This window comes from Cyclonatronum sp. (genome assembly GCF_022565315.1).
GTDB lineage: Bacteria > Bacteroidota > Rhodothermia > Balneolales > Cyclonatronaceae > Cyclonatronum.
Genome location: NZ_JAIUMX010000102.1, coordinates 1 through 13478, shown reverse-complemented (window position 1 = coordinate 13478; position 13478 = coordinate 1). Strand labels below are relative to the sequence as shown.

The following is a 13478-nucleotide window of genomic DNA, read 5'->3' as shown; positions in this document are numbered from 1 at the left end:
TTGAACTAAAAGGAGAAAGTCTGAGAAATAAACTGTAATTTTGGCAGAACCTCACAGCAGTAACCCAAAACCCGAAGGGGGGTCAATATCACCGGAATAGGGGGTCAGTTTGCTCCGGAATATGCACAGGTTCAAAAGCGGTCATGACTTCAAAGCATATTTGCGGGAGCTCAATCTAAATATGGACGCCAATCTTGCGAAACATGTTAAAGAAATCTGACAACATTATTGATTTTGGCTTTCAACCTGCTGAAAACAGCCATCACTTCCTTGTTTATCAAAAAACAAAAAAAGAAGACGTGTTTTTCTTTGAGGAATACAGCTATACTGAAAAGCGCTCCTTAAACACGCTTATGCTCGAGGCCCATACTATGGATTCCTCCTGTAAGTGCATGCTGAAAGCTGCCAAATGGGATTCTGTTAAAGATGATATAAAATCTGAATTCAACAGACGCCTTCGCTCTATGGATATCAGGCCATCTAAATGGAGTGCCAAGGAAACATACCTGCACCGCCTTCTTGGAAAGGAAATGATGGTGCTGGTTTGGGCCATTGAAGACGCTGACCCAAACCTCATCAGTACCGCAGTACATAACTGGCTCGGTTTGCGGGCGGAAGAGCGATGGTGGCTTTACACTATGGCTAATGCGGCTACAGGCCATGTAATTAAAGGAAGAAACAAAGGCTGGCGCAAAGCGCTGCGTTTTGCCCTCACAGAAAACCCGGTTAACTATAATTTGATTGCAGATCATCTTGACCCGCTCGATGATAGCGATGAAGGGTACACCAATAACAATCTATTCAAACCGATTTAATGAAGTACACCAAGTCGTTTATTGAAACTCAATTTCCTGTATCTAAACTTTCCAAAGAAGCTTATAAAGAAAGAAAAGCTGGCGCAAGCCAAACACTAACAGGCCTGGGTAAGTGGTGGGGCAGAAAGCCTTTAGTACTGGTAAGGGCTGCTTTGGTTGGGCTGCTTATGCCTGATTCCGGTAACCATAAAAAAGACATGGACATTTTTCTCAAAATTATGACCATGGATGAAAATGGCCTCGAAAGTCGGATTAAGCCGGATAAAACTGATGAATTTTACGAAGCGGAAACCTATGATGAAAAGCTGAAATGCTGTTACCGGCCCGAAGAAATTGAAGGCCCCGACTCTCAGGCATGGAACGAAATTAACGCCCACCTTGGCACCTCCGCCGGCACACTGGCTGAGTTAATAAGGGAGCTTGGCGAACGACTATACGGGGAAAGGCCCCAAGTCGGCGACGCTTTTTGCGGCGGGGGCTCTATTCCGTTTGAAGCTGCCCGAATTGGCTGTGATGCTTTTGCCAGCGACCTTAACCCTGCTGCCTGCATGCTCACATGGGCCGCACTTAATATTATTGGCGGTGGCCCGGAGCTTCAGGAAGAAATTGAAAAAGCACAGCAGGAAGTTTTTGAAGCTGCTGATAAGCAGATCACCGAATGGGGTATAGAACACAATGAAAAAGGCTGGAGAGCAGATGCTTTCCTATACTGTATTGAGGCTGAAAGCCCCGCAACAGGAAGGCGGGTACCGCTCGCGCCCTCATGGATCATATCTGAAAAGTACAATGTTTGCGCACTGCCCGAACCCAATAATGACGGCACAGGCTACCGGCTTCGCATCGTTGAAGGTGCTACTAAGGAACAAATGAAGCAGGCCAAAAAAGGCACCATTCAGAGCAACGCGATGGTTTGCCCGGATAGCGGTAATTCTTACAGCGTATCTTCCCTGCGTGGCGACCGCCGCGAAAACGGAAAAAACATCTTCGGTCTGCGGATGTGGGAAAATGATGATCTCGTTCCCCGGGCCGACGATGTATTTACCGAGCGCCTGTACTGCATACGGTATATTCAATATGGTTACCGCGCGCAGGGGGCAACAGGCTGCACCATCCGCTTCGGTGGAAGTGATAAAGTAAAGCTGAAAAAGAATGATTTTATTGACCGCGCAGATGCTGAAAAAGCACTCAATTTCAGTGAGCTTATTGAGGCCAATAAGCTGAAGCCTGCCTTTATCCGGCACTTCCGGGAACCTGATGCTGATGATCTTAAAAGGGAACAAAAAGTTCTCGACCTGCTTCGGGAGAAATTTTCTGAGTGGCAAAGTAAAGGGTTCATTCCGGCAAGGCTTATACCTAAAGACGGACAAAAAACAATTGAGCCAATTCGTAACAGAGGCTGGACTCATTGGCAGCATTTGTTTAACCCCAGGCAGTTATTGTTAGGTGGTTTAATGATTTCACTATCCAAAAATAGATCCCTAATAGATTCTGTATCTATTATTTTGACCGTAATGAAAATGGCTGACAGGAATTCAAAGCTTTCAATATGGGACTCTCATAAATCAAAAGGGCCAGGAAACACTGCAAATACTTTTTATAACCAGGCATATAATACACAATTCAACTATGGTAGTAGGGGAATATTGAACTGCCAAAATCTTTTGAAACTTGACTATCCTCCAATTGATAATTTTAAGTTTAAACATTGCACCCAGACTCTTGATGCACGATCTAAGGATCTAAGTAACTGCCATATCTGGATCACCGATCCGCCTTATGCGGATGCGGTAAACTATCACGAACTGGGTGACTTCTTCCTGGCATGGTATGAAAAGCAGCTAAAAAGCCTGTTCCCGGAGTGGTACACCGACAGCAAAAGCACCCTTGCCATTAAAGGCACAGGCCAGAGTTTTAACAAAGCAATGGTAAGCTGCTACCTTAACCTCACTTCAAAAATGCCTGACAATGGTGCGCAGCTCGTAATGTTCACCCATCAGGATGCAGCCGTTTGGGCTGATCTTGCTATGATACTTTGGGCAGCCGGCCTGCAGGTTACCGCTGCATGGACCATTCAGACCGAAACGGATTCTGTTGGCATTAAGAAAGGAAACTACGTGAAAGGAACCGTATGCATGGTACTCCGGAAGCGGATAGGCGGTGGTACGGCATTCCCAAGCGACCTGCAGGATGATATTGACTTTCAGGTAGAGCAGTCTATAGCCGAAATGACCGCGCTCGATGATAAAGAAGACCCCAATTTTGAAAGTACAGATTACCAGCTTGCTGCCTATGTAGCCGCCCTAAGGGTAATAACCAGCTATGAGCGCATTGAAGGCATTGATCTGGAGTATGAGCTGAACCGCGAGCGAAGCAATAAAACCATAAATCCGCTCGAAGCTTTGATCGACAAAGCCGTAACTACTGCCTGCAATTACCTGATACCACTGGGCATGGTAAAAGAAACATGGAACAAACTAACCAACCCGGAGCGCTTTTACTGCAAAACCCTCGAAATGCAGGCGCAGGGAGAAAGGCGGAACGGGCCGTATCAGGAGCTTGCCCGCGGGTTCGGGCTTGCAGGGTACACAGCTTACTTCAGCACAGCCAAAGCAAACGAGGTGGTGCTGCATACCGCCATTGATATGGGCGACAAGTTTCTCGATGAATGGCAGCTTGGCAATACCCTTTTGCGCAATGTGCTCTATGCTATACGCCAAACGCATCTCTCCGAAACAGCTGATACCGGCTATGCAGAGCTTAAAAACCGAATTCCGGACCTATGGGCAAAAAAAGAAATTATCATTAAGCTTCTCACTTACATTTGTTATCACGGGCAGACCATGGAGCACTGGAAAGATGATGTTTACGCGGCAGCACTGCTGAGCGCAAGGCTTCAGAATGAACACGTTTAGGTTTTTTTAAGGTGCACTCTAACCTATGATAAAGCGACATTCTTCCCGCCGCAGCAAACTCACACACTCGGTTCTGAAAGAACGCTTACGCGATGCTGTAAGCTACGACCGTATTGCTGGTTATTTTACATCCGGTATTCTCGAAGTTGCGGGAGAGGAGCTCGAGCAGGAAAACTTAAAAGTACGGGTTATTTGTAACTCTGACCTTGATATCCGGGATGTACAAACCGCACAGGCTGCAAGAAATGCACAGCGCAAAGCCTGGACAAATACCATTGACCCGCAGATAGAAAATTTTGGCAAGGGGCGATTCCTCCGGCTGCACGAGCTGCTTCGCTCTGGCAAAATGGAAGTAAAGGTACTCCCAAACGAAGTATTTGGCCTGCTACATGGCAAAGCAGGTGTTATCCGTAAAAAAGACGGCAGGGCAAGCTGTTTTATCGGCAGTATTAATGAGTCGGTAAATGCCTGGACGCTGAACTACGAGCTCGTATGGGAAGACGAAAGCCCCGAAGGAGTACAATGGGTTCAGGATGAATTTGACGCACTCTGGAACCACCCCAATGCGGTGCCCCTTGCAAAAGCTGTAATTGATGATGTAGAGCGCCTTTCTGGCAGAAAGCTTGTCCGGTTAGAAGAATGGGTACCTGAATCACAGCCTGATGCCGCCGCCGAGGCCATCATTGAGGAACCTGTTTACCGCAAAGAAAACGGGCTTTGGGATCATCAGAAATATTTTGTGCACATCACATTCCGGGAATACATAAGAGGGCGGAAAGCAAGATACATTTTGGGAGATATGGTGGGCCTTGGAAAAACCATACAACTTGCGCTTGCGGCCAAGCTCATTGCAATGCACGCCAAAGAAACTATCTTAATTATTGCGCCGAAAACACTCCTCTATCAGTGGCAAAAAGAAATGCAGTACCTTCTCGATATGCCATCGGCCGTATGGAATGGCCGGCAGTGGGAAGATGAATTGGGCAATAAGTACCCTGCTGCCGGGCCGAAAGGCATATTAAAATGTCCCCGCAAAGTTGGTATTGTAAGCCAGGGCTTGTTTACCGCAAAAAGTGAAGCCGCAGATAAACTGCTCTACAAAAATTTCGGTATTGTAATAGTGGATGAATGTCACAGGGCCCGTCGCAAAAAAATAACGGCAAACAGTGCCGACGAAAAGCCAGACCCGAACAATCTGATGGAAGCTTTGATGCAAATTTCCAAAAACTGCACACATATGCTTATGGGCACGGCTACACCAGTACAACTTCACCCTATAGAAGCACATGACCTGCTCAACATACTTGCACAAGGCGACCATGCTGTTCTTGGCGGGCCATATTCTCATTGGCGCAACTATGTAAGTGAAGGCCTGCAAATCGCAAAAGGCAATTATAAAAATTTAAATAGCATAGACCGTATCTGGAACTGGCTTCGTGACCCGCTTCCTACAGATGACCCCTATTGGACGGGTGATCCTCTTGTTTCCAAAATATTTGAGAGTATCCGCTTAGATCTAAGCAAAGAAAACAGTGATATAACAATTAATGCCAACGCGCTGGATCAGATAAGCATCAGGCGAAAAAAAAGGCTGGAATCCGACGGAATAAAACTCCTTGAGCATTATAACCCATTTATCTCAAGGATAGTGAGGCGCAGCCGATCATTTCTGGAAAATGAAATAAATCCGGAAACGAAGGAAGCATACCTGCCCAAAATTGAAGTTCGTCTGTTTGGAGAATCTGATGCAGATGCGTTAAGCTTGCCTGTATATCTCGAGGACGCCTACAAAACAGCTGAAGAGTTTTGCCGGGCACTTGCGAACAGAGTAAAAGGGGCCGGCTTTTTTAAGACACTGATGCTAAAGCGAATCGGGAGCTCTATGGAATCAGGCCTTCGAACTGCCGAAAAGCTTTTAAACCGGCGCCCTGAAGAAACCTTAGAAGAAGTTTTCTACGAGGATTTTGAAAGCGAAGAATCAGATACTGAGACAGATGAGCAATACTCCGAATTACCAAACACAGCCGGAGAATCAACTCGTGATTACCCAGCCCGGAACAGCACCTTCAAAAACTTTACCACTACTGAAATAAGGCTGCTTGAAGAACTTATAAATAAGCTGGAAGAGCATAAACACAGCGATCCGAAGTATTTCAAGATGTCTGATATTCTTTTCAATGAAAACTGGATCGCGTATGGTTGTATTATTTTTAGCCAGTATTTCGATACCGTCTTCTTCATGGCCAGCAGATTGTCGCGCGAAAACCCTCAAATCTCCATCGGGCAGTATGTTGGCAGCGGTCGCTCAGGTATTTGGAAAGAAGGCAACTTTACCCCAATGGAAAAAGAAACGTTAAAAAAACTCGTACAGGATGGCCAGCTCAAAATACTTTTTGGTACTGAGGCCGCAAGTGAAGGCTTAAACCTGCAGCGGTTAGGTACTCTTATTAATCTGGATTTACCCTGGAATCCTACCAAACTGGAACAGCGCAAAGGACGCATACAGCGGATTGGCCAGCTGCGCGATGAAATCTGGATTTATAATATGCGGTATAAAGGGTCCGTGGAAGACCGCATTCACGAACTTCTGTCAGAACGGCTCGAACAAATACACAAGGTTTTTGGTCAGATACCTGACATTCTGGAAGACGCATGGATACAGGCTGCACAAGGAAATATTGAAGAAGCCAAGCGCCGGATTAATGCCTTACCCGACGAACATCCCTTTGAAATAAAGTACCATCGAATGCATAACATCCCGTGGGAAACCGTCAAGAAAGTCTTATATGCACAGGATAAAAGAGCGTATTTTCAGGAAGGCTGGTAGTCTTGACATTTCGCAACCATAACTAAAATCATTAAGTAATAATAAAATATATTGTTATATTAAGTAATAACAATTTCCAACTCAACTTTTATATAGCAGACGTCAAGTTGCTGTTGTTCACGTTTCTTAAATAATGCTGCCTGAGATATAAGTCAGGTGGTTGTTTCAATTACCATGATGCAAGTGCCGCAGCAAATAAGTTGCAAGGCAATCAGCCATCCGGTGAGCGAAACGAGTCCTTTCATCTTGTCTCCTATGGTTGCGAGTGAATATACGACTTTTATTCCCACGTTGAGGGGCGGCACCGGCTGTAACAGTAACAGTCGTGCCGGGTCAGCATGTGAACATCATCACCATATGTGATAAAGGCACGCCCCTATGACGTCTGCTTTTTTTATTCTTATGCCTGCATTAAAAGAAGAATATCCGTGGTTCAAAATAAAAGGGTATTGCCATATCGGAAAACCGATACGTATCAAGGATTTCAGTTGGGTAAAAAATTATGTGGAAAACAAAGAAAATATTGCCAGACATGCTTTCCTTCCATTCATTTTCAAACAGTTAAAGAAACGAAAATACCGCCCTGAAAAAGATTCCTGGGGTAAGCGATCTCACAAAAGAATAGCCGGAAAACCGAAAGTGAGGGACATATATTACGCCTCACATCTTGACGCTCAGATTTATAGTTTTTACGCTCATAAGCTTAAAGAAAACTATCAAACATGGTTGCAAGATCATAAACTTGATAGTTGTGTAACAGCGTACCGCTCTATTCCACTAACTTCTAAATCAAAAAAAAATACCGCTCACTTTGCAAAAGATGTATTTGATCAAATACGCTCCTTCAGCAGTGATGATTTCAGAGTAATCGCAATAGATATCAGTGCATTTTTTGACAGCCTTAACCATAGAAACTTAAAACGGAAATGGGCATCGATTCTTTGCGAAAAATCCCTTCCGCCTGACCATTACAACCTTTTCAAAAGCTTAACACGTATATCCTTCGTTAATGAAATTCAGATATTTAACGAATTTAAAAATGAGATATGGGTGCAAGACAAACAAGGTAAGCTTAGGAAGAAAAAGATTTCGCGCAGAAAATATCTCTTCGACAACAATGCTGTAGCATTTTGTGAAAAGAAAGAATTTCATAAAAGGATTCTCTCCAAAGGGCTTGTGCACAAAAAAACAAAAGAGAATTTTGGAAAGCCCTGCGAGCGGAACATAATTGCCGGCATTCCGCAGGGTACTCCAATAAGTGCTTTACTTGCAAATATCTACATGATGGATTTTGATCTTAGTATTATGAGATATTGCGAAACTATTGGTGGAGTATATCGCCGCTACTCCGACGACATGATTTTTATATGCAAAAAGGAAGACGAAGAAGCGCTTATGAAGCACATCAAAACGGCAATAGAAATCGAGTGCCTTCAAATCCAGGATAAAAAGACCCAAAGGTTCCGTTTTTTAAGAGATAAAGAGAAGTTACGCTGTGAAGAATGGATGCCAAAAGCTTCTGTTTGGAATCCGAATAAAAATTTACTCTATCTTGGTTTCGATTTTGATGGCGAACGCGTACTAATAAAAGATGCCAGTATCTCTAACTACTACCGGAAAATGAAACGAACTGTCCGCCGTAGCGCCCGCTTTGCACTGTTTGGGAAAAATTCAGAGACAAATATTTTTAAAAGAAGGCTTTATAAAAGATTTTCACATCTTGGGGCTAACAGGCGTATGATACATATACGAGACAAAAATAATCCAAGGAAATGGGTTAAAACAAATCGATATGATTGGGGAAATTATCTTAGCTATGTATTTATGTCTTCTGACACCATTGGTGATGTTCACATAAAGATGCAGACTCGTAAGTTTCACAATAAATTAAGTGAACTTATTGAAAAGCACGAGAAACGCATAGAAAGTTATAAGCAAAAAGACTGAGTTTGCGCATCCTCCTCTCTAATCCCCATCCCAATGCCAAACCGCAGCACCGATGCTTACGAAACCTATCTGCATGATTTCCTGAGGGAGGATCTGTGGGTGTGCTGTCCCGGTTGCGGGCTTAAGGCGGTTGTGAAGACCGATCCGGGGGCGGATTCTTTTCATGCGGCGGATGCGTCGAAAATAAGGGTGAGCTGCACCGGCTGCGGTTTCAGCCGGCGGTATGCGGAGCAGCCGGATTTGCTGCAAAGTGCTGAAGGGAGCCGGCGGGCGTTCTCCGCATCCGTGCGGGCGGGCAGGATGTGTGATCCCTTCTTTTACCTGCCGCTCTGGCTGCAAACAGATTTCGGGGGGGAGCTGCTTTGGGCGTATAATCCGGCGCATCTGCGTTTTCTGCGGCATCATATCGGTGCCCCGCTCCGCGAGCGCAGCGGCGAAGAACACGCCAACCGCAGCCTCGGCAGCCGCCTGCCCAAATGGATGCTTGCTTCGGGCAAGCGTGAGGCCCTGCTTCGCAAACTCGATCAGCTTGCGGAGAAGTGATTTCCTGCGGGTTTTTTACCGCTAAGGGCGCGAAGGGTGTCGCGAAGGGTCGCAAAGGTGAGGGGGGTTGCGTCCCGGCTCAGGTTCCTGATCTGCCTGCATCCACATCCCCCAAAAAACGCAACGGTTTTAATCGGGGCTTCGTGGCAAAGACCTGACAGGTTTTGAAAACCTGTCAGGTCTGCTATCACATCCGCGTTCGGAGATCTGCCCCATCCGCGTGCCATTAACCCTTATGGCCGGATTCCCAGCGCATGAAAAAACGGTCTGAATCCATCCTCAACAATTTCAATCATGAGTTTCAGGAAGGGCTCAAAGTCCTCTTTGGTGTGGGCAAGGTCGAGGGCCTCGTAGTAGGCAAGCCGCTTGTCTATGGGCAGAATGGCGGGCGGGTAACCGGATTTCATGAGCTCGAGATTCATCAGCAGCCGGGCTGTTCTGCCGTTTCCGTCGGTAAAGGGATGCATTTTCACAAAGTCGTTGTGCACCCTTGCTGCCCGCTCAACCGCGTGCAGTTTTGTGGCTTCCTCCCGATACCAGCTTATAAAAGCCTTCATTTCCTCCGGCACATGTAAAGCATCAGGGGGCGTATGGTCCGCGCCGGCAATAAACACGTTTATTTTCCTGTAAACGCCCGCATGGGCATCATCAATAGTTCTCAAAACGAGCTGATGAACGGACTTAATATGCCATTCCGTCAGCTTTTCCTTGTTCTGAACCAGCTCTTCAACAAAATGGATGGCTTCCCGGTGATTGACGGCTTCCAAATGCTCCCGCATGGTTTTTCCGCCAACGGTGATGCCTTCCAGTGCTACCTTTGTTTCTTTAAGGGTGAGGGTATTGCCTTCAATGGCATTGGAATGGTAGGTCCAGCGGAGGTTCAGGTCATCGCGCAGGTTGCGTACAAGCTCCGGCGGAAGCGGCCTGTAGGCATCAAGCTTCGATTTAAGCGCATCAATTTTTCGGAAGCGGTCCATCGTTTTTAATATCCTGATTTAAGGTAGCTGAGCCTGAACCTTCCCTTTCAGTTTTCGGGCACGAAGGAAGTGAGCAGCTTTTGAGAGATGCGGACCCGTTACCGGTCAGCGGTTCCCAAAATAACACCTCAGCCGTCGTGAAACTAAAAGCTAAAGTAACGGATACAGCAGGCTCATTCGCTGCCATCCGCAGCTGACGTTTTTTTACCGCTAAGGGCGCGAAGGGTGTCGCGAAGGGTCGCAAAGGTGAGGGGGTTGGTCCCGGCTCAGGTTCCTGAACTGCCTCCATCCCCATCCCCTAAAAAAATCCGCGAAAATCCGCGTTCGAAGATCCGCCCGATCCGCGTTCCATTGGTGAATTCAGTACCGTCTTGGGGTAAATAAGCGGTATCTTTGGGCATCTTGTTCCGCTTGTTGTGAAGGGATCATTTTCTACATTAGTTGCTCCTCAAAGCTTTTATTCTCATGGATTTTATTTTAGCGCAGCTGCCCGATGCAGCTGCAACAGCCACCTTCGACTGGTTTGCCTGGGTTATTCTTCCGCTGCTTATTTTCCTGGCGCGCATTGTGGATCAGTCGCTGGGCACGCTCCGCATCATTTTTGTGAGCCGCAGCCTGCGCAAACTCGCGGCCATTGTCGGCTTCTTTGAATCGCTGATCTGGCTGGTAGCCATCTCACAGATCATTCAAAACCTCGAAAACTGGGTTTCCTTCATCGCTTTTGCTGGCGGTTTCTCGATGGGCAATTATATTGGTATTTACATAGAAAGCAAGCTCGCGATGGGCATGCTCTGTATGCGCATCATAACCGCGCAGGATGCCACCGAACTCACCGATGCGCTTCGCGAAAACAAATACGGCGCCACAACGGTAAGCGCCACCGGCCGCTCCGGTCAGGTGCGCCTCATCTTAACCATCTTCAAGCGGAAAGACCTCCAAAAGGTGCAGAACATCGTGCTGAAGCACAACCCCAACGCCTTTGTATCGGTTGAGGACATCCGCTCGGTACATGAGGGCGTTTTCCCCGACCCGGCCCCTTCCTTTTTGTCGCGCCTGAACCCCATCCGGAAATAAGTACACTATCCGCACCGGAATCAGGAAATTTGCGGGTATTGGCCTTCACCCTTAAAGGGAAAAGTGTATTTTCAGGGTGATGGTTACTAACCCTGAATAAACTTCCGGCCTGTATATGCCGCCTTCGCAAGCGCCTTTTTTGTTCGACGCCCCTTTCCGGAACCGGTATTTTACCGGGCGGGATAAGGAGTTGCGGGCGCTTTTGAGCCTGCTGCGCAACGGACACCATGCCGTAATTGCCGCGCCGCCGGGCTGGGGGAAGAGCTGGCTTGCTGCCGCTGCTATGCGGTTGCTCGGGCAGGATGATCCCGCCATCAGATGCCTAACGGCCGACCTTTTTGCCGCACAGGAGCCGGCTGATTTCCTCGCGCACTTTGCCGGCCGGGTACTCGAAGCGGCCTCCCCTGAGCCCGCCCAGCGCCTGGAACTGGCCCTCCGGCATTTGCCGCACGCCTCCCCATATCTTGACCCTGAACCTGCTGCCGAACTCCGTTTCGACCGCGGAAAGCTTCAGCAGCATCCGGATGAAATCCTGAACCTGCCCGAATTGCTGGCGACCGAATCGGGTGAACGCTTCCTGATTTATGTGCCTGATTTTCAGCGCTTTGCGCAGCTTGAAAGAGGCTCCCACTTCGAACGCCGGGTCCGTGCCGTGTGGCAGAACCACAGGCAGGCAAGCTACCTGTTCACGGGCAGCGGCGGACCTGCATTTGTGCAGGAGTTTGAGCGTCCGTCGCGGGCGTTTTACCGCTTCGCAGAGGTGATGCCGCTACAGCCGCTTTCGCCGGAAAGCTGCGCGGCTTACGTGTCGGCGCGTTTTAAAGCCGGCGGGAAGAAGATCAGTCCAAAAATTGCGGAAAAACTCAGCAGCATTTGTGAAGGTCACCCGCGACTGCTTCAGGAGCTGGGCTTTCATCTGTGGCAGCTCACCGGCAGCAAAGCGGCCGGCAAAAAGGAGCTTCGGACAGCTTTGGAGCTGTATTTTGCCCTTCACGGCCGGGCCTTTATCCGCATGGCGGAAGGGCTGAGCATCACGCAGCTGAACCTGCTCAAAGCGGTCGCGATGGGCGAGCAGCACCTGAGCAGCCTCCCGGTGATGCAGGCCTACCGCCTCGGCTCGCCGGCAAGCACCACCAAAAACCGCCGCCTGCTTATGGCCGCCGATTTCCTCACCGGTGAGCAGGCCGACCTCCGCTTCACCGACCCTTTGTTTGGCTTCTGGCTGCGCATGCGGTATTTCGGAGCCGGCATCCGGGAACTGGTGTAGCCGGGATTTTTGGGATACATTTTTTAGATTCCCGGGATTTTTTTGGGATGACGGGGCGGGCCGATGCTTAACAATTTATTTGAAGGGTAAAGCATGGGAGCATTTACACCGAAACAACCGCAGCCTTTCTTGTCACGAAGTATCAAAATGCCACGGAGCGTACAATTCCCCTCTTGAGAGGGGTGCCCCCAAACCTCAACTTATCAAAGGCTTAACGCATTTTACAGGAACCGAACTCTTCAAAGCATCAGCCGGTGACGGGGCGGGGTGTGAGGGCTTCGGAGTTTGGAATCAGCAGCGGGGTTTTCAAACAGCACTGAGCCACGATTTGTAATGGAAGAAACCGAATTCCACCTTTCATCCCTGAGCAGCCACCGCTCACACCCCGCCCCGCAGGCTATTGGGCCTTTAGTGGCTCTTTGGTATTGAAACTTTTCCAGTCGCTGAGCACCCCCTTCCCGGGGGCACCCCTCTCAAGAGGGGATTCTCCCGCATCGGGGCTTTTGATGGATTTGGGATGCATTTTTTGGGTTTCCGGGATTGTTTTGGGATGACGGGGCGGGCCGATGCTTAACAATTTATTTGAAGGGTAAAACATGGGAGCATTTACACCAAAACAACCGCATCCTTTCTTGTCACGAAGTATCAAAATACGACGGAGCGTGCAATTCCCCTCTTGAGAGGGGTGCCCCCAAACCTCAATTTATCAGAGGCTTAACACATTTTCCAGGGGCCGAACTCTTCAAAGCATCAGCCGGTGACGGGGCGGGGTGTGAAGGCTTCGGAGTTTGGAATCAGCAGCGGGGATTTAAAATGCCCGGGATCTTATGCCAGCAGAAATCGATCCTCACCATCCATCCCTTAGCAGCCACCGCTCACACCCCGCCCCGCTGACTTTTGGGCCTTTAGTGGTTCTTTGGCATTGAAGCTTTTCCAGTCGCTGAGCATCCTCTTCCCGGGGGCACCCCTCTCAAGAGGGGATTCTGCCCCATCGGGGCTTTTTCAGAGTTTGGGATGCATTTTTTGGGTTTCTGGGATTGTTTTTTGATGCCGCTCCGGACCTGAGCCAAGCAACTAAGCTTAAGGGTAAAGCATGGGAGCATTTACACCGAAACA

General features: G+C 48.2%; 9 protein-coding genes. 7 read left to right on the top strand and 2 right to left on the bottom strand.

All coding sequences use genetic code 11. The features are described 5' to 3' along the window. Window positions 1-203: 203 nt before the first annotated feature. From LAT75_RS12885 to LAT75_RS12865, 5 genes are all read left to right on the top strand, one after another. Window positions 204-815 (top strand): DUF3780 domain-containing protein, encoded by a 612-nt coding sequence (locus LAT75_RS12885; RefSeq protein ID WP_291483084.1) that lies wholly within the window; start codon window positions 204-206, stop codon window positions 813-815. Then, window positions 815-3727, top strand: coding sequence for an anti-phage-associated DUF1156 domain-containing protein (locus tag LAT75_RS12880; RefSeq protein WP_291483083.1), 2913 nt, complete (start codon window positions 815-817; stop codon window positions 3725-3727). Before LAT75_RS12885 ends, LAT75_RS12880 begins: the two co-directional genes overlap by 1 nt. A gap of 25 nt (window positions 3728-3752) precedes the next feature. After that, window positions 3753-6554 carry a phospholipase D-like domain-containing anti-phage protein gene (locus LAT75_RS12875; RefSeq protein WP_291483082.1) on the top strand — a complete coding sequence of 934 codons (2802 nt, stop codon included), beginning with the start codon at window positions 3753-3755 and terminating at the stop codon, window positions 6552-6554. A 402-nt stretch (window positions 6555-6956) separates the two neighbouring features. Then, window positions 6957-8501, top strand: a complete 1545-nt coding sequence (locus LAT75_RS12870; protein ID WP_291483081.1) for a reverse transcriptase domain-containing protein — start codon at window positions 6957-6959, stop codon at window positions 8499-8501. A 33-nt stretch (window positions 8502-8534) separates the two neighbouring features. Beyond that, window positions 8535-9044: a hypothetical protein gene (locus LAT75_RS12865; RefSeq protein WP_291483080.1), complete on the top strand. Its 510-nt coding sequence runs from the start codon at window positions 8535-8537 to the stop codon at window positions 9042-9044. Here the strand turns inward: LAT75_RS12865 and LAT75_RS12860 are convergent. Together LAT75_RS12860 and LAT75_RS12855 are read right to left on the bottom strand one after the other, a co-directional pair. Next, complete coding sequence (locus LAT75_RS12860) at window positions 9026-9271, bottom strand: hypothetical protein (protein ID WP_291483079.1); 246 nt, start codon at window positions 9269-9271, stop codon at window positions 9026-9028. The genes LAT75_RS12865 and LAT75_RS12860 overlap by 19 nt on opposite strands. A 6-nt stretch (window positions 9272-9277) precedes the next feature. Further along, entirely contained in the window at window positions 9278-10021 is a 744-nt protein-coding gene (locus LAT75_RS12855) for a Fic family protein (RefSeq protein WP_291483078.1), read from the bottom strand. A gap of 465 nt (window positions 10022-10486) precedes the next feature. Between LAT75_RS12855 and LAT75_RS12850 the strand changes: the two genes are divergently transcribed. Together LAT75_RS12850 and LAT75_RS12845 are read left to right on the top strand one after the other, a co-directional pair. Then, complete coding sequence (locus tag LAT75_RS12850; RefSeq protein ID WP_291483077.1) at window positions 10487-11095, top strand: DUF2179 domain-containing protein; 609 nt, start codon at window positions 10487-10489, stop codon at window positions 11093-11095. A gap of 115 nt (window positions 11096-11210) precedes the next feature. Continuing rightward, window positions 11211-12362 (top strand): hypothetical protein, encoded by a 1152-nt coding sequence (locus tag LAT75_RS12845; protein WP_291483076.1) that lies wholly within the window; start codon window positions 11211-11213, stop codon window positions 12360-12362. The last annotated feature ends 1116 nt before the right edge of the window (window positions 12363-13478 follow it).